Origin of the sequence: Haloferax namakaokahaiae, assembly GCF_042663225.1 — an archaeon.
Classification (GTDB): Archaea; Halobacteriota; Halobacteria; order Halobacteriales; family Haloferacaceae; genus Haloferax; species Haloferax namakaokahaiae.
Genome location: NZ_JBHTAA010000005.1, coordinates 386,932 through 409,487 on the forward strand (window position 1 = coordinate 386,932; position 22,556 = coordinate 409,487).

Here is a 22,556-nt window from a genome sequence, read left to right on the forward strand (position 1 = left end):
CTAGTCGTCTCTGACGGCTGGCTCTCGGTCGCTATAGTACGTCTCGATGAGCTTTCGCTCCGCCGTCCGAAGGTGTTCGTGTAACGTCGGCGGCGAGATTCCGAGCGCGTCTGCGACCTCTTCTGCGGTACTTCCGCGCGGCCAGTCGAAGTAGCCAGAGACGAACGCAGTTTCGAGAACCGCACCTTGCCGCGACGTGAGTTTGTCGTCCAAGTCGCGCCGGAACGACTCCGCAGATTTCGTCCGGCGCTCGACCTCGCGCTTTGCGACGACCGTCGCGTCCGAGAACGGTCCCGAGAGACCCTCGACGATTGCGCCGTGGTCGGCATCGGGTGCGACGTGGACGACGAACGTTCCGGTTCCGTTCGAGAGTTCGAACGCCTCGATGCTCGCCCCGTAATGCATCGCCGTCACCAGTATCGACTCCTCGGTCAACCGAAGTTCGACGACCGCTTCCTCGTCGCCTTCGGTGACGACGCGAACCGACGTTATCCCTTCGTGGTCTTCGGCCGTCTCGACGATGTCTTCGATGGGTGCGCCTCGAACCGTGACGAAACAGGTCGCGCGTTCGCCGACTTGCGCGACACCGTCGAGCGAGAGCGAGCAACCGACGTACTCGCTCACCTCCGCGAGCGTCCCCGAGTCGCCACCGAGTGTGAACTCCAGTTCGACGACGCTGTCGCCGTTGAGCAGGCGCTTGCTCTCGGCCGCGTTGATACCGTTCCCGATGGTCTCGCCGAGTTCGGTGAACACTGCGACGTGGTCCTCGTCGAAGTGGTCGCGCTCGTCGTAGACGAACAGCGCCCCGTAGATGGTCTCTTGGTACGCGATTGGGACGCAAAGCGCCACGAGTTCGACCGTCTTCGCCTGTCCGTTGAACACCTCGTCTCGATGCGCGTCAGGAACCGGGTCGAAGACGCGGATGTCGTCGAGTTCGTGCAGGTCGAGCGAGTCGGTGAGCGTCGAGAAGTCGATATCCGTCGGCTCGTGTTCGACGCCCGCGGCGGCGGTACACCGAAGTCCGCCCGAAGCGGCCGTCCGACGAGCGATGCACACGCCGAGGTGTGCGTCGGCGACTGCCTCGCACACCGTCTGTTCGATTTCGTCGCGGGTGTGCGCATCGACCAGCCCTTTATCGACCGTTCGAAGCAGGTCGTTGACCTTCCCTAATCGGTCGAGTTGCCGCTCGCGGAGTTCGATAGCCGCCTCGTGTTCCGAGCGGGCGGCGTCGAGTTGTTCCTGCAGTTCGTCGAGTACTCCGGGGTCGCGGAGTTCCTCGGCCGCACGGTTTTCGAGGGCTTCGTGGGTCGATTCGAGCGCGAAGTAGTCTCGTACCTCGCGTTCGAATCCCGCTCTGACGAGGAGTTCTTCGACGGTCTCTGTCACCTGCGACTCGCTCACCGGTTTGACGAGATAGGCGTCGAACGGCATCTCGACGATGTCCGTGTCGGGTTCGACGGCGGTCATCATGGCGACACGACAATCGAGGTCTCGTTCCCGAATCGCTTCGAGCACGTCGTCGCCGGAGACGCTCGGCATCCGGCGGTCGAGTAAGACCACGTCCACGTGGTCACCGAGTTGAGAGAGCGCCTCGGCACCACCGTAGGCGGTTTCGACGGTGTACCGCCCCCGGTCGAGCCAGTACTGACAGGTGTCGGCGAGGTCCTCGTCGTCATCGACGACGAGAACGAATGGCTCGGCGGCCCGCTGGGGGGGCGTCTCTCGTGCCGAGCGTTCGGTCTCCATCGTATCTAACACAGTGTAACGTGGAACCGATATATATCTGGTTATCCTACGAACCGACCGGAGAGACACGCCCCCCGAGGTCGCGTGGATGTGACGACCGTGTCACCACTGTGGAGTACTCCAGTCCTGCGATTAAATGGCCGATTCAGGTCCGCGGCAGTTCGACGACGAACGTCGCGCCTTCGGGGTCGTTGTCGTCGATACGAATTCCGCCGCCGTAGCTCTCGACGATTTCTCGAACGAGAAAGAGACCGAAGCCGCTGCCCGGATTCGAGAGTTCTTCGATGCTCTTTTCGACGATTTTTCGCTTCTGTTCGTCCGGGACGCCGGGACCGTTGTCCGAAATCCACAACTCGACCGTCTCGTCGCCCGCGGCGGCCTCGACGCTGACTTCGGGGACCGGTTTGTCGTTGTGCTGAATCGCGTTCTTCAGCAGGTTTTCGACCACTTCGTCCAGCAACTCGTCGGCGCGGACCGAAATCGGGGGAATGCCGCCCAGCGAGACGCTGACGTTCGGCGACTCGGCTTCGACGCGCTCGACGCACGACTCGACCGACTCGCGCAGCGAACGCGAGTCGAACTCCTGTGTCTCGCCTTCGACGATTGCCTTCATGAACGTCCGCATCGTCCCGACGAGTTCTGTCATCTCTTCGACGCGGTGTTGAATCGTTTCGAGGTGAGGTTCGCCGTCCTCGGCGACGAAGTCTCGAAGGATGTCCGCTCGCGCTCCAACCACGTTGAGACCGTTGAGGAGGTTGTGGCGGAGGATTCGGTTCATGAATTCGAGGCGCTCGCGCTCGCGCTGGAGGTCCTGTGCGCGCTCGCGCTGGGCGGTGATGTCGTGGCCCTCCGAGACCAAGAGAATCACCTCGCCGTCGTCGTCGAACACCGGCGAGAGCGAGAAATCGACTATCGTCGCGTCTTCGTCGCCTCCCGTCTCGAACTCCACCACGTAGCGGACGAACTCGCCGCGTGCCGCCCGAGAGATTGCTTCTTTGAGGTCCGATTTCCGCGACTCGTGGCCGTGCCACCACGGCGTCTCCCAGACGGATTGGCCGATAATCTCGTCGCGCTCGTGGTCGCCGAACTGGAGTGCAGCGTCGTTGACGCGGAGCACCGTCCCGTCGGGTTCGAGCAGACAGAGGAACTCGAACGAACTCTCGAAGATTGCGCGTAGTTGGCGTCGTGCGGTCGTCTCGTCACGTTCGTGGGTCTTCGAATCGCGTTCGTGGGTCGTCGAATCGCGTTTCTGGGCCGCCGAATCGTCAGAACCGATGCTCGCCGCAATCACGTCAGCCAGATTCGACAGCGCGGTGGAAAGCGGGTCACCGACGTCCAGTTTCCCGCCGACGTCCGCGACGAGAACGCCGACGACCGAGTCGTCGCGGTGGAGCGGGACGACGAGTTTCGTGGACTCGTCGGCCGACTTCGTGAAAACCTCGTTCGCCCGGAGTGCACTGGCGAGTGGGCTATCACCGCTCGTCTCTTCGCTGGTGGTGATTGCGAGGACGGGGTCGGTTTCGACCGTCTCGACGCCGGCCCACGCGAACGGCGTTATCTCGTTCGACTCGTCGATGCGCCCAATCCACGCACAGTCGAAGACGTCGCTAGCGACGAGTGCGTCGCAAACGTCGTCGGCAGTCGTCGATTCGGTGTCGGGCGCGGACGACGCCGTCGCCATCGCGTCGGTCACGGCGGTCAGCAGCGATACGCTGCGCTCCAACTCGGCGGTCGTCGCCTCGTCGAGGCCGGTCCCACGGTTTCCGTTACTCATCGTCGTGTATCGTCACCTTCCCGACGCGCGCGGCTGGCTGCATACCTGCACTCGCGCACCCAGTGAACTTGTGCGTTTCCCGATGTCCCACTTCCCTAACCACATAGGGTGAATGCTTAGAATGCTACGCTCCCTCTCAATAGATGGCCACAGTGACCGACCGGGTCACTCGTCGCGCCCGCACGCCATCGAACTGCGACGCCCCCCTTCCGTCGTGCGACGGCGTGTCCCTGCCCAAACCCCAACTCCCTTTGATACAATCTCCCGAGCGACGGGTTTCCATCACGTGATAGTTGGATATACATTCATTTCTAGCCAACACTGACTAAAGCGAAAAACAGCGTTCACCGCGCTATTTACGCCTGTTAAGCACTTACGTGCATTCCATGAAGAAGAACGAACTCATCCACCTGCACACGCTTCTCGTGGAGATTGCAAACGACTTCATCGACCGAGGCGTGGCGACACCAGCAGACCTCGCGGCGTACAACCGACTCGGAATCGGTCCGATGGCACTTCGCGCCTGTCGCGCCGACCACGAAGTCGCCGTCAGGACGCTCACGACGGCGCTCGCAGTCTGTGCGGTCCGTGACCGCGGTCACGACACGGCCAGGGTACCCGGCCAGCACCTCCTCGCGTCGCCTCCTGACTCGGACGATAGCAGCGACTCGGACGGCCCGAACACGCACGAGCGCGTTCCGTCGAATTAGACATTTTTTTCGCCCGGTGCCCGACGGCGACGAGCGACGGCACCGTTCCGGTTCTCGAAAGTGAGAGTAGCTAAGGGACCCCCGTGTGACACACCAGTATGCGACTTGAGGACTACTGGGGTGTCGGGCCGAAGACCTCCGAGCGGCTCGAATCGACGCTGGGGACCCAGCAGGCCGTCGAGGCGATCGAGTCCGCGGACGTTCGCGCGCTCGTCCGCGCCGGAATCTCGCGGGGTCGGGCGGTTCGGATTCTCAGACGTGCCAACGGCAAGGCGGGTATCGACACGCTGGCGACGCGCGACGCGAGAAACGTCTACGACGACCTGCTCTCGCTGGCGAGCGAATCCGCACTCACGGAACACGCCGCCGACCGGATTCGCGTGTTGACGCCCCTGTCGGCGCTCGACGAGCGGCGCGAACGACTCGACCGCGTCCTCGCCGCCAGCGAGGCGTGGCGGAGACTCGATAGCGACGCGCAAGCGACGGTCATCGACGCCTTCGAGGCCTACGACGAGGCCGGTGAGACCGAGCGTGCCGCCGTCAACGCGGCGTTAGAACTCGTCCACGCAGGTCTCGACGACGAACCGTTCGACTCGCTCGCCGACGCCGACGCAGACGCACTCCGCGACTCCCTCGGCGCGCTCGGCTACGTGGCGAAAGACGGGTCGGTCGAGGACGGTGCCGACGACCGACTCGATAGCTATCGACGGCGACTCCGGAGCGCGGAACGCCTCGAATCGAACGCGTTCGACGTGCTCGATACGATTCAACAGCGCGGCGTTCGCTCGCTCGACGACTTCCGCGCCGCCTTCGTCGAGTACGTCTCCCACGAGACGGACCTCTCGGCGGGCGAAGTCGAGTCGGCGGCCGCGGAGGACGCGCGTGACGCGACCGACTTCATCAGCAGTTCGCTCAGAAACCTCGTCGCCGACCTGCGAGACGACGTTGACGAGCGCGAGGAAGTCGTCGCCGAGGAACTCCGCGACCGAATCTGGGCCGCCCGCGACGACATCGACCTCGCCGTCGAGACGGTCGAAGAGGCCGCCCTCTCGCTCTCGCTCGCTCGGTTCGCCGTCGAATACGACCTCACGCCCCCCGAAATCGAAGAGACCGGAATCGCGGTCTGTGGCGCGCGTAACCTGTTCATCGACGACCCACAGCCAATCTCCTACGCCGTCGGCGAGCACGCACTCGACTGCGTAGTTGGACCAGAACTCCCCTCCGGTGACCGCGTCTCGGTGCTCACCGGGGCGAACAGCGGTGGGAAGACCACGCTCCTCGAAACGCTCTCGCAGGTCGCCGTGCTCGCGTCGATGGGGCTTCCGGTCCCCGCCGAGTCGGCCAAAGTCGGCCGATTCGACTCCATCGTGTTCCACCGTCGCCACGCCAGTTTCAACGCGGGCGTGCTCGAATCGACGTTGAAGTCCATCGTCCCGCCGCTGTCGGGGGCGGGTCGGACGCTCATGCTGGTAGACGAGTTCGAGGCCATCACCGAACCGGGGCGCGCGGCCGACCTGCTCAACGGACTCGTGAACCTCACCGTGGACCGCGACGCCTTCGGCGTGTACGTCACCCACCTCGCGGACGAACTGAGTCCGCTCCCACCCGAGGCGCGTATCGACGGCATCTTCGCCGAAGGGCTGACCGAGGACCTGGCACTGCGCGTCGATTACCAACCGCGGTTCGGTACCGTCGGCAAGTCCACGCCGGAGTTCATCGTCTCGCGGTTGGTGGCGAACGCCAGCGACCGAGCAGAGCGCGCGGGGTTCGAAGCACTCGCGGCCGCAGTCGGAGAACAAGCCATCCAGCAGACGCTCTCTGACGTGCGAGCGTCGCAATAAGTAGATTTCCGGGTTACCGCATCTCGTCGAGTGTGACGAACACTTCGGCGTTCGCAGTCAACCACGCCTCCATCTGGTCGCAACAACTGTCCCGTCGCGGATACACCGTCACCTGGTCGGCACCCTCTCGATAGGTGACGACGACACTGTGTAGCAAACATTCCTCGACCAGTTCGGTACGGTCCGGGCTTCCAGCGGCCAAATCACGTGACGCGGGCAGTTCTGACATACGCCGTCATCTACACTAAGGCGATGGTGATTACATAACCTTCACTAAGTGTGGTAGGTGTTGCCATTACACAGACTATATTACCCCCACGTCTCGTAGATACAGAACCGGAACGATTCTTGAGAGTTGTCTCCACGAGCGACGCGGCCGAACGCGCAACGGGGCGACTTCTGCCGCCGGGGACGGGTTCAAGTGCTCAGCACCGCCATCTGCTTGTTAATGGTGGACCCAACGTCTGATTTAGAGGAGAACATCGACCCCGAGGACGCCCCGAAGTGCGACGTCTGCGGTGACCCAATCGTGAGTTCGCCGACGCACAGAGTCGTCACGTGGATAGATGACGAAGGGTCACTCCAGCATCGACACTTCTGTGACGACGATTGCCGGGCGGCGTGGGACGACGAGCGATAGACATCCGTGGTAGAGCCGTCAAACCAGTAACACCTTACCCCGAGAACGCCGAACACTCTGTATGGATTTCGGCGACTATCTCGAAGCGAACTTCGTCGTCGGTGGCGCGCTCTTGCTACTCTTTTTCGTCGTGCTGTTCGCGTTTTCGAAGCCCTACCTCTCGCTCCTCGCACTGGTGATTCTCGCCGTGCTCGCATATCGCTACTATCGGAGAGAAGTCTACTTCGACCGCTGAGCGCGGCCTCACTCCACCGACGACCAGAACCGCTCCAACCCGAACCCGAGCATGTCGGAACTCACTGGCTGGAACTCCTCGCGCTCGTGGTCGGGGAAGTACTGCCGAACGCCGTCCCACGACTCGCGGGCGTAGCGGGCATCCACGAAGACGCGGACGCCGACTTCGTCCGTTCCGCGAATCACGCGCCCGATTGCCTGTCGGGCTTTTCTCACCGCCGGAACCGTCAGCGCCGTCTCGAATCCATCTCCGAACTCCTTGTCGTACGCCGTCTTCACGGCGCGCGTCCGGGGTGATGCGGTGTTGATGAGCGGGACGCCGCAAACGACGGCCGCCGAGAGTCGGTCGCCGCGGTAATCGACACCCTCGGTGAGCGTCCCGCGGAGACTCGTGACGAGCACTTTCGACTCGCCGCCGAAGAACTCGTGTTTCAAATCCTCGGTCACGCCGTCGTCGGACGCTTCGTCGAGGAGGACGGGCTTGTCGATTCGCTCGCTCAGGACGCCCGCCATCCACTCGGCTTCGGCGTAGTTCGGCATCCCGACGAGGACGTTGCCCGGCGAGCGCGTACAGACTTCGGCAGTCGCGTCGGTGTAGGCCAATCGCGTGCTGTTCTCTTCGCCCGGTGCACCGCGATTCTGGTGGGTGTATTTGGGAACGTCTACGGCGAAGCTCTCGCGGTTCTCCTCGGGGAAACCGAGTCCGAACGTCCGCTCTGCGACCGGGCGGCCGTCTGCTTCGAGCGCGTCGAGTCCGGCGACGCTCCGAAACACGTCGAGGGGTTCGAGCGTCGCGCTCATCAGCACGCCGCCGCCGAAGTCGCCCATGCGCTCGGCGATGGCGTCGCCGGGCAGGCAGTTGTGAACCGAGAGTTGGGCGTTGTAGGCGCGTCGCCACGACTCGGCGGGTTCCATCTCGTTCCACGTCCGTTCGAGGTCGATAGCGCGGAAGTAGGACTCGTGGTCGGCGTAGGCCCACGTGGCGAGGGCGCGGCCCGCGGCGGGCGCGGCGCGGCGCTTGTCCTCCTCTTCGACCGAGTTGAGGATGCGGCCGACGATGGACCCGGTCGCCTCGGCGCGGACCCACGTGCCGTCGTCGTAGCCCTCGCTCTCGGCCCACTCGGTGAGTTCGTCCACGCTGGGTTCTTCGGGGTCGCGGAGCGGAATCTCGGCGTCCGAGAGTTCGGTGAGGTTGCTCCGCCAGTGTCGGTTCTCGCCGTCGAGGTGTGCCGTCACGCGCCGGTCGAGTTCCTCTCTGAGGTCGCGGACGAATTCGCGCGTCTCTTTCAACTCGCGGAGCGTCACGTCGGCGTCGCTCAACTCGGCTTTGACGACTTCGGCGTCGGCGGTGGTCTTGCCCGCGTCCTCGAACTCGACTGGCTGAATGACTCGCGTCAACTCGCTCTCGGCGTCGCGGAGCGTCTTGTCGCCGACGCCGACCGAAACGAGGTCGCGGACGCGGGGTTCGAGCATGTGCGCCTCGTCGCAGATGACGTAGGTCGAGTCGTCCACGAGCGCGCCGGTGAACGTGCCGACGGTCGTCGGGTCGAACGCGTGGTAGTAGTTTCCGATGACGACCTCGACGTGCGAGAGGAGCGCGCCCATCACCGAGTGAGGACAGGACCCCATCCCGGCCGAGAGGCCGACGAGGTCGTTCGTCGTAATCAGGCCCATGTCGTCGAAGTCGAACGGGACGGCCTCGATGGGGTCGCCGTCCTCGGGCAGGTCGGCGAGGTAGTTGGCGTAGAACGGGCAGTACTCCACGTCCTCGTAGTCGGGCATCGACTTCGGATAGGGAGTCGGTTCGCCCGCGGTTTCGAGGTAGGACGGTTGCGTCTGCGTCGCGCCCGTATCGAGGAGTCCGGTCTGTTGCTCGCGGGCGTCTTTTGCGAGGGCTTCGGCGCTCGTCATGCCGCCGTCGCCGACGAGACCACGGGTTCGGTCTCGAAGCCCGTCACAGCGGTCGTAGACGGTCGATTCGTCGATACCGCCGCAGGTTTCTCTGCTGTAGGGACACACGTCGGCCTTGCCGACGAGCGTGAGTCCGGAGACCGATTTCCACTCGTCGGGGAGGTTCTCGTTGATGGTGCGGAGGTCGGCCTCGAACTGGCGAAGTTGCTGTTTGACGCTCGTGAGGACGAACACGCGCTCGTAGTCGGAGTCGGGGTCGCGCACGAGTTCGATGCCCGCGGTGAGCGCGAGCATCGTCTTGCCAGTCCCACAGGCACCTTCGATGACGGTGAAGCCGCCGTCTCGCGCGGTCGAGAGCGCGGTTTCGATTCCGTCCGCCTGCTCGGGATACGGCTCGGCGTGGCCGAATACCTCCTGCCAAGTCACGGTCTCAGGTCCAGTTGCGACGGCCATAGGGGTGTCGGTGAGTGGCCGCGAGTTGCTATTTGAACCTTCGGACCGACGACCGCGCTATTCGAGAAACGACTCGATTGCCTCGGCGAAGCCCTCGCGGTCGCCATCGCCGCCGACGCAGACGACGAACGGCGCGCTCGCGGGCGCGTAGACTTTCATCTCACGACCCTTCTCGGAGTAGCGGGTTCCGGCGACGACCACGAGGTCGGCTTCGATGAGGTTCCCGAGGTGGTGCCGGACGTTCTGCACAGAGGTTTCGACTGCCTCGCCGATTTCGGTTGCCGTGGAGGGCGACTCGTGGAGACAGGAGAGTATCTCCCGGGCGGTTTCGGTAGCGAGGCTGGAGATGAGTTGCTCCGTCTCGTCGTCGTCGAGCCAGAGGACCCGGGGGGTCCCATCACCACCGACGTTCACGTTTCCCTCGGACGGAAGCAGCCCGGACATACCACCGAAAAATAGGTCAGTAGAGTAAACAGTTTCGGGCCGTCACACGCTCGACGACTCGCCGCGCGTCACTCCGGGAAGCCGATTTCCGGTGTAGAGGACGGCGAGAACGCCGATGACGGCCACGAGACCGACTGCGAGCGTCCGGAAGACGACGTCGAAGCCGACGCTGGCCTCCGTGAGAAAGCCGACTGCGCCACTCCCGTTGGCCTCCAAGAAGAGCGCCAATCCGCTGAACACCGCGTAGGCGCTGGCTCTGGACTCGCTCGGCAGCGACGAGAGCATGAACGTATCGAGCGCGGGAAAGAGACTGTGGATGACGTAGCCGATGATGGCAATCACGACGGCGACTGCGAGAAAGCCCTGCGCCATCGTGAGGAGGATGAGCGACCCGGCGAAGGCGACGAGCAACCCGAAGATGTAGGGGACGTGCGGCAGTCGGTCGGCGAGTTGCCCCGAAAGCGAGAACGCTGGCACGCCCGCCGCGAAGACGATTGTGAGCATCGTCCCCGCCGTCGCCGGCGAGAAGTCCTTCGCCTGGGTCATATAGGAGACGAGGAAGTTGAACAGTCCCTGCCAGACGAATCCCGCGGGGGCGATGAGGAGGATGCCCGTGAGGATGATTTTCCAGTGACCGAGCGCGGCGAGGAAGTCAGTGTCCGACCCGCTCGCATCGCCCATGCTCCCGTCGCGGGAGACGAGATAGAGGGCGACGGTAATCACCGCGGCCGCCACCGAGAGCGCCCAGAACGTCGCTCGCCACGAGTAGCTGGCGAGGATGAGGACGACGATTGGGGCCGCGAGCACGGCCGCGAGCTGGCTCGCCGCGCCGTGGATGCCGACCATCCGACCGACGCGCTCTGGGAAGAGTTCACCGACGAGCGGAACTGCCGAGACGAAGTACCCACCCGAGGAGACGCCGATTGCGAACGCGCCGACTTGGAGCATCGGAATCGTCGTCGCGCTCGCGGTGAACGCCGAGGCGACGACGAGCAACGCTCCGGTCGCCAGCACGACGCGATGGCGCGGCACGCGAGTGAGGAGGTAGCCGACGGGAATTCGGGGAATCGCCGTCCCAATCCAGATGAGCGAGGTGACGATACCGATGGTCGCCGGACCGACGCCGAACTGCGTTTGGAGCGTTTCGACTAGCGGTGGGAACGCGACCCGACCGAAGTTGACGAGGAAGACGAGACCGCAGAGGGTACCGAAGAGGCGGCGTGTCACGACTCCGAATTGGCCGGGAGGGAATCAAGTGTTGTGAAACGGTCGGGCAACCACATGTGTTAACGCATCGCCGGGCGAACACGAATCCATGATTACCAGCCGACGCATGGCCGCCGTCGATGTGAACGCTGAAGCGCTCGGGGTGCCGCGAAAACAGCTCATGGAGTCGAGCGGTAACGCCGTCGCTCGGGTCGTCCGTGACCTCGTCGAGCCGGGTTCCGCAGTCGCCATCGTCGCCGGTCGCGGCAACAACGGCGGCGACGCCCTCGTCACCGCCCGGTTTCTGAACGCCTACGACGTGACCGTCTCCCTCCTCGGTCGCCCCGAGACCATCTCGACGACCATCGCCCGCGAGAACTGGGACGCGCTCGTCGCGGCCGAAGCGAACGTCCAAACCGTCACCGACTCCGCGAACTTCGACCTCGGAACCCCCGACCTCGTCATCGACGCGATGCTCGGAACCGGAGTCACGGGCGCACTGCGCGAACCCGAAGCGACCGCCGCCCGCGCCATCAACGACTCTGACGCACTCGTTCTCTCCGTAGACGTCCCCTCCGGCGTCGATGCCGACACCGGCGACTCGGCGGGAGTCGCCGTCGATGCCGACCACGTGGTCACCTTCCACGACGCGAAACCCGGTCTCGATGCGCTCGATTGCGACGTGACGGTCGCGGATATCGGCATTCCAGCGGCCGCCGAGTTGTTCACTGGTCCCGGCGACGTGCTCGCGCTCCACCGCGACTCGCAGAGCCACAAAGGCGACCACGGCGACGTGCTCGTCGTCGGCGGCGGACCCTACACCGGCGCGCCCGCGCTCGCCGCGCAGGCCGCCCTCCGCGCCGGTGCCGACCTCGCCAGAGTGGCCTGCCCGGAACACGTCGCCCGCGAGGTGCAGGGCTACTCCGAGAACCTCATCGTCCGCGAGTTCTCGGGCGACCACCTCTCTCCCGAACACGTCTCCGACCTCCTCGACTACGCCGCCGACCGCGACGTGGTCGTCTTCGGTCCCGGCCTCGGCGACCACGACGACTCGCTCGCGGCGGTCGAACAGTTCCTCGCCGAATTCGCGGGAACGGCCGTCGTCGATGCCGACGCGCTCCAAGTCGTCCCCGAAATCGACAGCGAAGCCACCCTCATCTGCACGCCGCATCAAGGTGAGTTACAGAAGATGGGCGGCAGTACTGCGAGTGACTGGCGCGAACGGACCGACCTCGTAGCGGAGTTCGCCGCCGACCTCGGACACACGCTCCTCGTCAAAGGGAGGTACGACGTGATTTCGGACGGCGACGAGGTGCGCGTCAACCGAACTGGAAACCCCGGCATGACCGTCGGCGGAACCGGCGACGTGCTCGCTGGCGCGACCGGCGCGCTGGCGTGCGTGCTTTCGCCACTCGATGCCGCCGCCGTCGCGGCCTACGCCAACGGTCGCGCGGGCGACTTCGCGGCCGACGAGTTCGGTTCGGGACTCGTTGCGACCGATGTACTCAAGCGCCTCCCGGCGGGTCTGGAGGGTGAAGAATGACTGGCGAAGACGCGAACGACCTGACCCACGTGGACGAATCCGGCGACGTGCAGATGGTCGATGTCGGCGCGAAACCCGATACGGCCCGGCGAGCGGTCGCCCGCGGGACGATTCACCTCTCCGAATCGACCGTCGAAGCGATTCGAGACAATCAGGTGAAGAAGGGCGACGTGCTGGCGACTGCTCGCATCGGCGCGGTGCAGGCGGTCAAGCACACGTGGGAGACGATTCCCATGTGCCACCAGATTCCGATTACGAACATCGACACCGAGTTCGAGGTCGATTCCGCGGCGGTCACGCTCTCTGTCGCGGTCGAGACGACCGGCAAGACTGGCTGTGAGATGGAAGCCTTGGAGGGCGTGACGACCGGTCTCAACGTCGTCTGGGACATGGTCAAAGCCGCCGAGAAGGACTCCGAGGGACAGTATCCGGGGACGAAGATTTCGGACGTGGAAGTGGTGTCGAAAGAGAAGAAAACGGTCGAGTAAGGCCACGAGCGTCGCCGAGAGGGAGCGTGGTTTTTGAACGCAGCGACTGCATCGTGACTTCCATTCCGGACGAACAGTACAGGAGAACTGAAATTACTACCAGTCAATAAACAAGCACTAATGACATTCGAGTGTTACGATGCCCATGGCGTACCGTACAACTATCGGATGGTCGGTTCTCTCGTCTGGCATCGTGACGCTCGTCCTCGGATTCCTTCCCGGCAGTGACCTGTGGTGGGGAATCGGACTCTGCCTGCTCGGACTCGGAATCCTCCTCGTGCGACAGTGAGGGTCGCTCGGCGCGCTACCGAGTCGCCTAGTCGGCTACGAACAGGGTCTGGTGGTCTCTCCGAGGAAAGAACTGCTGAATTCGTCCGCGTTACGAACCCAACCAGCGTGCGAGCGCTCCCGCGAGGAGCACCAGTGCGCCGGTGACGAACGTACCGGGAATTGGCAGTGCGAACAGGGCGACACCGAACGCGAGGACTATCGTTGATGGTTTCACGGAGTACCGAATTCGAGCGCCGCCCTGTTACAAGTTATTGCTCTCTGACAGAATGTCGGCTCAGGCAGACTCGGACGGCAACGACAAGTCGGCCGCCTTCGCCCGCGCTTTCTCCACGATTGCCGGCGAGGCTTCGAACTCCACGAACACCTGTTCGCCCTGATACTCCTCTTGTTCGACGTAGGTGTGGTCGTAGAGCCACGAGACGACGCTCATCGTGTCTTCGACCAACGGGAGCAACAGACGTTCGCGCTCCCACGCGGGGAGTTCGTCTTCGACGCGTGCGGTCAACTCAGAGATGTTCTTGCCAGTCAGCCCCGAGACGGCGACCGGATTCGGCGCGAGCGCGGAGAGCGCGGCGCGCTTTTCCTCCAGTTCCTCGTCGTCAACCGCGTCGATTTTGTTGAAGACGGTGACGATGGGTGCCTCGTTGCGCTCGTAGAGCGTGTCGTGACTGGTAATGAGCTTCTCGCGCATCGCGTCCAGCGACTCGGAGGCATCGACGACGAGCAACACGAGGTCGGCGCGGTACACCGAGTCGAGCGTGGACTTGAACGATTCGACCAGCCAGTGCGGGAGGTCGGAGACGAACCCGACCGTGTCGGTCAAGAGCACGTCGCGCTTGCCCGTCTCCGCGCGGCGGGTGGTCGTCCCGAGCGTCGTGAACAGTTGGTTCTTCGACTCCGCCGTCGGGTCGAGGTCCGGGTGTAAGTCGTCGTTCTGGCCGACTTCCAAGTCGTCGGCCAATCGCTGCATCAGGGTCGATTTCCCCGCGTTCGTGTAGCCCGCGAGGGCGACGAGGTCGAACCCGGATTCGCGGCGTTGCTCGCGGCGGGTCTCTTCTTTGTCCGCAATCGCGTCGAGTTCGTTCTTGATTCGGGAAATCTGGGCTTTAATGTCGCGTTCGCGGCTCTCGTCGTACTCGCCGAGGCCCATGAACCCCGGGCGCTCGTCCCGCTTTGCGAGCGAGGCTTTCGCCTCGGCGCGCGGGAGTTCGTAGCGTAACTCGGCGAGTTCGACCTGTAGCTGAGCCTTTCGGGTGTTGGCCCGCTGGCCGAAGATTTCGAGGATGAGCGTGAACCGGTCGATGACTTCGACGTTCTGTGGCAGTTTCTGGGCGATGTTGTAGGTCTGATACGGGCCCAGTCGGTTGTCGAAGATGACCGCCGCTGCGTCGGTCTCGGCGACGAGCGCCGCCAGTTCGCTTACTTTGCCCTCTCCGAGGTGGTACGCGGCGTCTTCCTCTCGGGTTTGCGAGAGACTGCCGACGACGTCGTAGCCCGCGGCGCGGGCGAGGTCGGTGACCTCAGACAGGTCGGCATCGCCGCGATCGACTCGCTTGACGACGACGACGTTCGTCATCGTCGGACCTCCCAGGTGTGATACGAAGCCTGCACTGTGTCACGTTGACGTAACCGCTGGAGGCACTTAAGCCCCGCTCGGCCGGGGTCACCCACTGAGATGGTTAGCCGTCACCTCCCGTTCCATACCCGGAGTTGTACGGCAGGCGTCTTGTAGATTACTCGGATCCGAAAACCGCGTGACGTGTCGCACTCGCTGACCGTTCAGTTTTCCATTCAGTCACCCACAAACGACTTATACGAAGCCGCGGGATGTTCGGGGTATGGACCCCCTACAGTTCAGTCTCGACCCACAGCAACTGGGCATCGAGTTCGGGAGCGGGGCCGTCATCGGCGGCGTCATCGGCTTCGCCGCGAAGAAGGTGGCGAAGCTCATCGCCGTCATCATCGGTCTCCAACTCGCCGTGTTCAAGTTCCTCGAATCGCGCGGCATCCTCACCGTGGACTGGGAACGCCTCAGCGGCGGTCTCGTCAAAGCGAGCCAGCAAGCCGCCTCGGAGACGCCCCCGGATTGGATTTCGACGATTCTCTCGACCGTCTCCGTGTCGGCCGGGTTTACCGGTGGTTTCCTCGTCGGCTTCAAGAAGGGATAGTCGCGCCGCGCGCCGCTTCGAACCGGATTACAACTCGCCTTTGTCTTTGACGATTCGCGTCTCGGCCTCGCCGCTCGTGATGTTGTTCACGAGGTCGTAGAAGTCATTCTGCATCCCCGCGGGGAACGTGAGCACGCCGACCCACGAGCCGTCGTTCTGCCACTCCTCGCGTTCGAGTTCGCCGTATTTTCGGACTTGCGCCTGTCCACTGCCAGCGTACTGTGCCGGTAGTTGGACGGCGATAGTGACCTCCGCGAATCGAATCGGGAGCACCGGCCGAAGCGCGTCGAGGGCGTCGTCAACCTGTGATTCGACGGGTTCCATCGGGTCTACTTTGAACCCTGCTTCCTCCAGTGCCCGTTCGATTCGCTCGGGCGGGTGCGGCGAGTCGTTCATCTGCGGGTTGACCGCGTTGCGCGCGATACGATTGATGAGCGAGCGTCGTTTCTGCTCTTGCATCTCGCGTCGCTGGTCGGCCGTAATCTGAATCTCGCCTTTCTGGACGACCTGTGGGATGATGGTGAGCGGGTCCGTCGTTCCGAACACCTTTTCGAGGTCGTTCTCGGCGGGGCGGTCACCGCGCGAGGCGTCTTCGAACACGTCCTCGGCCGCGATGACGTCTTCGAGGTCGCCGTCGAACTCGTCGCGTTTCATGGCAAGTGCGGCATCCGGGTCGATGAGGACTTCAAAGCGTGCACCGTGAGATTCGAGTCGGGCGGTTACCGCTTCGTCGAGTGAAATCATACGTTCGGATACTCTCTCAGTGGTAAAAAGCCCTCGCCGATTGGTAGTTCACAATCGCGTCCGGTGATTTCCGCGGGAGTCGAGATTCTCGGCACGACTTCTCGCCCACATCGGCGACGCTCTGCGGCGAAGAAACGGTTATACTCACCCACAACCCACCACTCAGTATGAGTTCGCAAGCCTCCGAAAAGTCCCTCGAAGAGCGCATCGAGTTGTTCATGCGTCGGAACTTCCCGCAGATTCAGATGCACGGCGGCGACGCCGGTATCGAAGCGCTCGACAAAGACACGGGCGAAGTCTGGATTTCGCTCACCGGTGCCTGTTCGGGGTGCGGTATCTCGCCGATGACGATTCAAGCCCTGAAGTCGCGGATGGTCGCCGAGTTCGACGAAATCAACCAGGTCCACGCATCGACCGGGATGGGCTTCGACTACGACGAACCGTTCGAACCCGACGTCTCCGACGCACCGTTCTAATCTCTCCGTCCTCGTTTTCGACGGTCGCACCGCTCATAGAGTGAAAAACACGAAAATCGATGGCCGATTACGCCGCCTGTTCGATGATTTCGACCAGGTCCTCTTTGCTCTGGACGCCGATGACCTGCTGGACCTTCTCGCCGTTCGCGTAGAACTGGAGGGTCGGGACGCTGCGAATCTGCTGATTACGCGCGAGTTCTTGCAGTTCGTCGATATCGACCTTTGCGACGACGGCGTCCGTCTCTTCGGCGATTTCCGCGACGGTGGGTTCGAGCATCTTACACGGCCCGCACCACTCGGCGTGGTAGTCCACGAGGACGATTTCGTGTTCGGCGATGAGTTCGTCGAGGTGGCTCTCGCTCTCGACGTGGATGGGTTCGTCCGTTGCTTCGAGTGTGCTCATACAGAGTCGTATCAGTGCGACACTCTTACCCATTGCGCCTGTTTGCACGCCGACGCACGACCGCGAAAAGTAGTGTCAACGCTCTTCCCGCGGCATCTCAGCAGTCGTAGGTGAGGAGTACGCCGTCATCGACGCGCTCGACATCGCGGAGCGAGAGACGCGGGAACTGCTCGGTGAAACCCTCGCCGTCGGCGAGCGTCGGCGCGTCGCGGCCGCCGATGACCATCGACCCGACGTAGAGGGTGAGTTCGTCCACGAGTTCGTCCGAAAAGAGCGAGAAGATGACCTCGCCGCCGCCTTCGACCATCAGACGCTCGACACCCTCGACTTCGAGCGATTCGAAGGCTTCGGGAAACGAGACGCGTTCGTCGCCCGCGACGACGACCGTCGCACCCGCCGCTTCGAGCGTGTCGATTCGGTCGGCGGGGGCGGCCTCGGAGACGAGCACGTAGGTCTCGGCCACGTCGTTGAGAATCCGCGCATCGACCGGCGTGCGAGCGCGCGAGTCGGCGACGACGCGGGCTGGGTGTGGTGACTCACCCCGTGCCTCGCGCGCGGCGACATGCTTGGAGGCGTCGAGTGCCAACTGCGGGTCGTCCGCGAGAACCGTCCCGACGCCGACGAGCACTGCATCCGAGTTCGCCCGAATCTCGTCCACTCGTGCGAAGTCATTGTCGCCGCTGATTTTGATTTGCTCGCGGCGGCGCGAGGAGAGTTTTCCATCGACGCTCGTCGCGGCGTTCACGTGGACGTGCATGGTCGAACCTCACTCGGCGCTCGAAAACGCGTTTCGGTCCGGAACCGCCCGCCAGTTCGGACAGGAATTAAATACTGCTCTGGAGTAGACTGTTCCATCATGGTTCCTACTGTTCTCATGCTCGGGTGGGGATTCCCACCGAACGTCAGCGGCGGATTGGACACACACGTCGGCGAACTCTTCGAGCGAATGGAAGCACGCGACGACATCGACATCGAACTCGTGCTTCCGGCCGAGTACGCACCGGACAGACCGGGAATCACGGGCGTCCCGACCGGCGAAGGAGACATCATCACCCGAATCGGCCGCCTGAGTACGGCGTTCGCCGAGCGCGCCGAGGACGCGGATATCATCCACACCCACGACTGGTTCGGCTACGGGCCGGGGTCGCGCGCGAAGACGACCAACCCCGACATCGAGTGGATTACGACGTTCCACTCGCTCTCGTCGGACCGCAACATCGACCCGCCGCAGCGGGAAGTCGAGACCGAACGCCGCATCGCCGACCGCTGTGACCACCTGCTCGCGGTGAGCAAACTCCTCGCCGGTAAGGTCAAAGAGGAGTACGACGGCGACTGCGACGTCATCTACAACGGCTTCTCAGAGTGTGAGACGACGGGCATCGACCGCAAAGCCGAGTTAGGAATCGACGGGAAGATGCTCTTTTTCGTCGGCCGACACACCGACCAGAAAGGCATCTCGCATCTCATCTACGCGCTCGAAAAACTCGACCGCGACGACGTGACCCTCGTCATGGGCGGGTCGGGTCACCTCACCGACCAACTCAAGCGGTTCGCCGAGTTACTCGGCGTCGAAGACCGAATCGAGTGGGTCGGCTACGTCCCCGAGGAGGAACTCGGTGACTACTACGCCTCTGCCGATTTGTTCGTCTCGCCGTCGCTCTCGGAACCCTTCGGCATCACCATCGTGGAGGCGCTCTCGACCGGCACGCGCGTCGTCGCAACCGAAAGCGGGGCCGCAGAGGTCCTCCCCGAAGACTGCGTCGTCGAAGTCGAACCGGACTCCCGGTCGATTGCCAAGGGTATCGAGTACGCGCTCTCGCTCGAAGGCGAACCCGAGTACGAACCGTACACGTGGGACCAAGTGGTAGACGAGACGGTCGCGTACTACCACTCGGTTCTGGAAGAGTAGAAACGAACGACGGGAACGGAATTCGCCGAGCGGTCGAGAGAACGAGTTATCGGAGCAATCGAACTTCGGTGACCGGTTCGGGGTGTCGAATTCGGTAGCCGGTTCGGGTCGGAACCATCCCTTTTCGCGGCATCGTTCCGCGGGCCGATTGATACGGCGAGTCGTCGGTCTGGACGGACTGGTACGGCGAGTCGTAGGACGATTGATACGGGCTATCGGACCGCTGGTACGGACTGTTGTCGTCGTCGCGGGCGTCGAAGCCCTCGGGCGGGAGGTAGATACGCTCGCCGGACTCCGAGCGGACCACGACGGCGGTGTCCTTGTCGCCGTCCATGACTATCGTCGTCCACCCGTCTTCGACCGTCATCGAGAACGAGACGGCGGGTTCTGTCTCCTGCGTGTCGTCGGTGCTCATACCTCTCTAAGCGATACCTGTCCACTTAGTGATTCGCCCCCGCCCGGCGATTCAGTGACGCCTCGCGGGAACCCTTTTTATCCGAAGAGGGCGAACTCCCGGTCGATGGAACTCGACCAGCATGCCGAGGAGCTTGCCTCCGCCCTCGGTGTTGACAAAGAGGAGGTCAAATCCGACCTGCAGAACCTCTTGCAGTACAGTGTCCCGATCGACGAAGCCAAACAGAGCGTGCGACGAAAGCACGGCGGGAGTTCGTCCGGCGGCAGCGCCGCACCCTCCTCGAAGCAAATCGCCGACATCGAACCCGGCGGCGGGAACGTCTCTGTGACGGTGCGCGTGCTCACCGTGGGGACGCGCTCTATCGTCTATCAAGGCGAAGAACAGACCATCCGAGAGGGCCAACTCGCCGACGAGTCCGGCGTCATCTCGTACACCGCGTGGCAGGACTTCGGCTTCTCGCCCGGCGACAGCGTGACGATTGGCAACGCGGGCGTCCGCGAGTGGGACGGCAACCCCGAACTCAACATCGGCTCTGCCTCGACGGTCGGCATCGAGTCCGACCCCGTCGAGACGCCGTACGACGACCAAATCGGTGGCGAGTCCGACCTCATCGACCTCGCCGCCGGTGACCGCGGACGCGCCGTCGAAGTGCGCGTCCTCGAAGTCGAGTCCCGAACGATTTCGGGCCGAAACGGCGAGACGACGATTCTCTCGGGCGTCCTCGCCGACGAGACGGGACGACTCCCCTTTACCGACTGGGCACCGCGCCCGGACCTCGAAGAAGGTGCGAGCCTCCGCTTCGAAGACGTGTACGTCCGCGAGTTCCGCGGCGTCCCACAGGTGAACCTCTCGGAGTTCTCCACCGTCGAAGTACTGGACACCGCCGTCGAAGTCACCGACTCCGCGCCGCGCCTCAAAATCGGCGAAGCGGTCGGTGCAGGCGGGATGTTCGACGTGGAAGTGCTCGGGAACGTCCTCGAAGTCCGCGATGGCTCGGGACTCATCGAACGCTGTCCCGACTGCAGTCGCGTCGTCCAGAACGGCCAATGTCGCCAGCACGGCGCGGTCGATGGCGACGACGACATGCGCGTGAAGGCGATTCTCGACGACGGAACGGGAACGGTGACGGCGATTCTCGACCGCGACCTCACCGAGGAAATCTACGGCGGGACGATGGCCGACGCGATGGAGGCCGCCCGCGAAGCGATGGACAAGGAAGTCGTCGCCGACGCAATCGCAGACACGCTCGTCGGCCACGAGTACCGCGTTCGCGGTAACCTCTCGGTGGACGAGTACGGTGCGAACCTCGAAGCCGACGAGTTCGAAGAATCGACTGACGACCCAGCAGACCGTGCGACTGCCGTCCTGACGGAGGTAGAGGCATGAGTTCGTCGCCCGTCGTCGGCACGCGTGAAGTCGCTTACCGCCTCTTCGCCGCCGAGTTCGACGACGCCACGCTCTCGTACTCCGAGAGCGACGAAGAGCGCGCGCCGAACTACGTCGTCTCGCCCACGGGTGCGCGGCTCAACCGGACCTTCGTCGCGGGCGTGCTCACCGAAGTCGAGCACGTCAACGACGAGGTGCTCCGTGGCCGCGTCGCCGACCCGACCGGCGCGTTCGTCACCTACGCCGGCCAGTACCAACCCGAACCGATGGCCTTCCTCGAACAGACGACGCCCCCGGCGTTCGTCGCGCTGACCGGCAAGGCGCGAACCTACCAACCCGACGACTCCGAGATGGTGTTCACGTCGGTTCGCCCCGAGAGCATCAACGAAGTCGATGCCGACGTGCGCGACAAGTGGGCCGTCTCGGCCGCCGAAGCGACCCTCCACCGCATCGCCGTCTTCGACGAGGCGCTCTCGATGCCGTACCGCGGCGAGAAACTCCAGAAAGCGCTCGAAGCCCGCGGCGTCGAATCGTCGCTCGCTTCGGGGATTCCACTCGCAATCGACCACTACGGAACGACCCGCGCCTACCTCGAAGCGGTTCGCACGCTCGCGGTGCAGGCGCTCGAACAGGTCGCCGGCGACCGCGACCAGGTCGAGTCGCTCGCGCTCGAACCCGGTGAGGGCGACGACGTCGCGCTCGGGTCGCTCCCCGAACTCGACCTCGCGCCTGCTGACGGGCAAGAGGTCGAAGCCGCCGTGGCGGCAGTCTCGGATACAACCGAGCAAGCCGCCGAGCCGACCGAAGACGAGCCAGCCGTCGATGCGACTGCCGAGTCCGAATCGACCGACGAGCCAGTCGTCGGCGAGACGGACGCCGAAGAAGAACCGGCAGACGAACCAGCGTCAGAACCCGAACCGGCGACGGCGCAGGGCGAGGTTCAGGACGACGCAGACACCGAACCAGCCTCCACCGAAGAGCCGGAGCCGGTCGTCGAATCCGAGCCGGAGGCTGACTCTGAGCCAGCGACGGAACCCGAATCTGACCCCGAGCCGATTACCGAATCGGAGCCAGAACCGGAAGCAGAGCCAGAACCCGAACCGGCGACGGCGAGCGCCGAATCCGGCGGTCTCGGTGACTTCTCCGACGACCTCGGCGACTCGGAACCGGACGCCGGTGGCTCACTCGGGGACTTCGAAGACACCGACACGGCGGACGAACCGCTCGGCGACTTCGCCGACACCGGCTCCGACTCCGCGAGCGAGACGGCCGACGCATCCACGGATACAGCCGAATCGACCGACGAGGACCTCGACCCCAACGGCATGTACGAACTCGACGCCGACGAGCGCGCCGAGGTCGAAGCAGAGTTCGGCACCGAGTTCACGACCGGAACGGACGTGGACCCGGCGGGCGAGGCGGACATCGACGTGCCGGACGTGGACGAACTCGAAGCAGAGGAATCGGCCGAAGTCGAACCTGAGCCAGAGCCAGAACCCGAACCAACGACGGAATCCGAGCCGCCAACGGAACCCGAATCGGCAGACACCGACGAAGACGCAACCCCGGCCGAGGACATCGACCTCGAATCGGTCGTCATCGACGCGATGGAGTCGCTGGACGACGGCGACGGCGCTTCCCGCGAGAACGTCGTCGCGGCCGTCGTGGACGACTACGGCGCGGACCCCGACGCGGTCGAAGGCGCGATTCAGGACGCCCTGCTCGGCGGTCGGTGCTACGAACCGCAAGAAGACGTGCTGAAGGCAATCTGAGG

At 63.9% G+C, this 22,556-nt stretch carries 24 protein-coding genes; 12 read left to right on the forward strand and 12 right to left on the reverse strand.

Annotated elements, in window-relative coordinates; translation table 11 throughout:
* Both ACFQJC_RS09445 and ACFQJC_RS09450 read right to left on the reverse strand, forming a co-directional pair.
* A complete protein-coding gene (locus ACFQJC_RS09445; RefSeq protein ID WP_390223077.1) occupies window positions 1–1,746 on the reverse strand; it encodes a bacterio-opsin activator domain-containing protein in 1,746 nt (581 codons plus the stop codon).
* 145 nt (window positions 1,747–1,891) lie between these two features.
* Window positions 1,892–3,520 carry a sensor histidine kinase gene (locus ACFQJC_RS09450; protein ID WP_390223078.1) on the reverse strand — a complete coding sequence of 543 codons (1,629 nt, stop codon included), beginning with the start codon at window positions 3,518–3,520 and terminating at the stop codon, window positions 1,892–1,894.
* 386 nt (window positions 3,521–3,906) lie between these two features.
* Between ACFQJC_RS09450 and ACFQJC_RS09455 the strand changes: the two genes are divergently transcribed.
* Complete coding sequence (locus ACFQJC_RS09455) at window positions 3,907–4,230, forward strand: UPF0058 family protein (protein WP_390223079.1); 324 nt, start codon at window positions 3,907–3,909, stop codon at window positions 4,228–4,230.
* 98 nt (window positions 4,231–4,328) lie between these two features.
* Window positions 4,329–6,071, forward strand: coding sequence for a DNA mismatch repair protein (locus ACFQJC_RS09460; RefSeq protein ID WP_390223080.1), 1,743 nt, complete (start codon window positions 4,329–4,331; stop codon window positions 6,069–6,071).
* A 13-nt stretch (window positions 6,072–6,084) separates the two neighbouring features.
* On the opposite strand, the gene ACFQJC_RS09465 is transcribed toward ACFQJC_RS09460, so the two are convergent.
* Entirely contained in the window at window positions 6,085–6,300 is a 216-nt protein-coding gene (locus ACFQJC_RS09465) for a DUF7511 domain-containing protein (RefSeq protein ID WP_390223081.1), read from the reverse strand.
* A gap of 219 nt (window positions 6,301–6,519) precedes the next feature.
* On the opposite strand from ACFQJC_RS09465, the gene ACFQJC_RS09470 reads away from it, so the two are divergent.
* Together ACFQJC_RS09470 and ACFQJC_RS09475 are read left to right on the forward strand one after the other, a co-directional pair.
* On the forward strand, window positions 6,520–6,711 hold the full coding sequence (locus tag ACFQJC_RS09470; RefSeq protein ID WP_390223082.1) for a DUF7576 family protein: 192 nt from the start codon (window positions 6,520–6,522) through the stop codon (window positions 6,709–6,711).
* 61 nt (window positions 6,712–6,772) lie between these two features.
* Window positions 6,773–6,946, forward strand: coding sequence for a hypothetical protein (locus ACFQJC_RS09475; protein WP_390223083.1), 174 nt, complete (start codon window positions 6,773–6,775; stop codon window positions 6,944–6,946).
* 8 nt (window positions 6,947–6,954) lie between these two features.
* Here ACFQJC_RS09475 and ACFQJC_RS09480 read toward each other — a convergent pair whose 3' ends face one another.
* From ACFQJC_RS09480 to ACFQJC_RS09490, 3 genes are read right to left on the reverse strand one after another with little or no spacing between them, the layout of a single operon-like run.
* Entirely contained in the window at window positions 6,955–9,309 is a 2,355-nt protein-coding gene (locus tag ACFQJC_RS09480; protein ID WP_390223084.1) for an ATP-dependent DNA helicase, read from the reverse strand.
* 57 nt (window positions 9,310–9,366) lie between these two features.
* A complete protein-coding gene (locus tag ACFQJC_RS09485) occupies window positions 9,367–9,753 on the reverse strand; it encodes an ArsR/SmtB family transcription factor (RefSeq protein ID WP_390223085.1) in 387 nt (128 codons plus the stop codon).
* A 42-nt stretch (window positions 9,754–9,795) separates the two neighbouring features.
* Window positions 9,796–10,980 (reverse strand): MFS transporter, encoded by a 1,185-nt coding sequence (locus ACFQJC_RS09490; protein ID WP_390223086.1) that lies wholly within the window; start codon window positions 10,978–10,980, stop codon window positions 9,796–9,798.
* Between the two features lie 88 nt (window positions 10,981–11,068).
* On the opposite strand from ACFQJC_RS09490, the gene ACFQJC_RS09495 reads away from it, so the two are divergent.
* From ACFQJC_RS09495 to ACFQJC_RS09505, 3 genes are all read left to right on the forward strand, one after another.
* On the forward strand, window positions 11,069–12,502 hold the full coding sequence (locus ACFQJC_RS09495) for an NAD(P)H-hydrate dehydratase (RefSeq protein ID WP_390223087.1): 1,434 nt from the start codon (window positions 11,069–11,071) through the stop codon (window positions 12,500–12,502).
* Window positions 12,499–12,990 carry a cyclic pyranopterin monophosphate synthase MoaC gene (moaC, locus tag ACFQJC_RS09500; RefSeq protein ID WP_390223088.1) on the forward strand — a complete coding sequence of 164 codons (492 nt, stop codon included), beginning with the start codon at window positions 12,499–12,501 and terminating at the stop codon, window positions 12,988–12,990. Before ACFQJC_RS09495 ends, moaC begins: the two co-directional genes overlap by 4 nt.
* 145 nt (window positions 12,991–13,135) lie before the next feature.
* Complete coding sequence (locus ACFQJC_RS09505) at window positions 13,136–13,279, forward strand: hypothetical protein (RefSeq protein WP_390223089.1); 144 nt, start codon at window positions 13,136–13,138, stop codon at window positions 13,277–13,279.
* A gap of 90 nt (window positions 13,280–13,369) precedes the next feature.
* Here the strand turns inward: ACFQJC_RS09505 and ACFQJC_RS09510 are convergent, their stop codons facing one another.
* Complete coding sequence (locus ACFQJC_RS09510; RefSeq protein WP_390223090.1) at window positions 13,370–13,495, reverse strand: hypothetical protein; 126 nt, start codon at window positions 13,493–13,495, stop codon at window positions 13,370–13,372.
* Window positions 13,496–13,555: 60 nt separating this feature from the next.
* Entirely contained in the window at window positions 13,556–14,857 is a 1,302-nt protein-coding gene (gene hflX / locus ACFQJC_RS09515) for a GTPase HflX (RefSeq protein WP_390223091.1), read from the reverse strand.
* A gap of 262 nt (window positions 14,858–15,119) precedes the next feature.
* Between hflX and ACFQJC_RS09520 the strand changes: the two genes are divergently transcribed.
* Window positions 15,120–15,449, forward strand: a complete 330-nt coding sequence (locus ACFQJC_RS09520) for an FUN14 domain-containing protein (RefSeq protein ID WP_390223092.1) — start codon at window positions 15,120–15,122, stop codon at window positions 15,447–15,449.
* A gap of 27 nt (window positions 15,450–15,476) precedes the next feature.
* On the opposite strand, the gene ACFQJC_RS09525 is transcribed toward ACFQJC_RS09520, so the two are convergent.
* Complete coding sequence (locus ACFQJC_RS09525) at window positions 15,477–16,193, reverse strand: ribosome assembly factor SBDS (protein WP_390223093.1); 717 nt, start codon at window positions 16,191–16,193, stop codon at window positions 15,477–15,479.
* Between the two features lie 167 nt (window positions 16,194–16,360).
* Between ACFQJC_RS09525 and ACFQJC_RS09530 the strand changes: the two genes are divergently transcribed.
* On the forward strand, window positions 16,361–16,669 hold the full coding sequence (locus ACFQJC_RS09530; RefSeq protein WP_390223094.1) for a NifU family protein: 309 nt from the start codon (window positions 16,361–16,363) through the stop codon (window positions 16,667–16,669).
* A gap of 67 nt (window positions 16,670–16,736) precedes the next feature.
* Here the strand turns inward: ACFQJC_RS09530 and trxA are convergent, their stop codons facing one another.
* Window positions 16,737–17,072, reverse strand: a complete 336-nt coding sequence (trxA, locus tag ACFQJC_RS09535; RefSeq protein WP_390223095.1) for a thioredoxin — start codon at window positions 17,070–17,072, stop codon at window positions 16,737–16,739.
* A gap of 97 nt (window positions 17,073–17,169) precedes the next feature.
* Window positions 17,170–17,829 (reverse strand): 2,5-diamino-6-(ribosylamino)-4(3H)-pyrimidinone 5'-phosphate reductase, encoded by a 660-nt coding sequence (locus tag ACFQJC_RS09540; RefSeq protein ID WP_390223096.1) that lies wholly within the window; start codon window positions 17,827–17,829, stop codon window positions 17,170–17,172.
* Window positions 17,830–17,946: 117 nt separating this feature from the next.
* On the opposite strand from ACFQJC_RS09540, the gene ACFQJC_RS09545 reads away from it, so the two are divergent.
* Complete coding sequence (locus ACFQJC_RS09545) at window positions 17,947–18,981, forward strand: glycosyltransferase family 4 protein (RefSeq protein WP_390225579.1); 1,035 nt, start codon at window positions 17,947–17,949, stop codon at window positions 18,979–18,981.
* 46 nt (window positions 18,982–19,027) lie between these two features.
* On the opposite strand, the gene ACFQJC_RS09550 is transcribed toward ACFQJC_RS09545, so the two are convergent.
* Window positions 19,028–19,396: a DUF7510 family protein gene (locus ACFQJC_RS09550; RefSeq protein WP_390223097.1), complete on the reverse strand. Its 369-nt coding sequence runs from the start codon at window positions 19,394–19,396 to the stop codon at window positions 19,028–19,030.
* Between the two features lie 105 nt (window positions 19,397–19,501).
* On the opposite strand from ACFQJC_RS09550, the gene ACFQJC_RS09555 reads away from it, so the two are divergent.
* Together ACFQJC_RS09555 and ACFQJC_RS09560 are read left to right on the forward strand one after the other, a co-directional pair.
* Entirely contained in the window at window positions 19,502–20,782 is a 1,281-nt protein-coding gene (locus ACFQJC_RS09555; RefSeq protein ID WP_390223098.1) for a Single-stranded DNA binding protein, read from the forward strand.
* Window positions 20,779–22,554: a rpa-associated protein gene (locus ACFQJC_RS09560; RefSeq protein WP_390223099.1), complete on the forward strand. Its 1,776-nt coding sequence runs from the start codon at window positions 20,779–20,781 to the stop codon at window positions 22,552–22,554. Before ACFQJC_RS09555 ends, ACFQJC_RS09560 begins: the two co-directional genes overlap by 4 nt.
* Window positions 22,555–22,556: the final 2 nt, after the last annotated feature.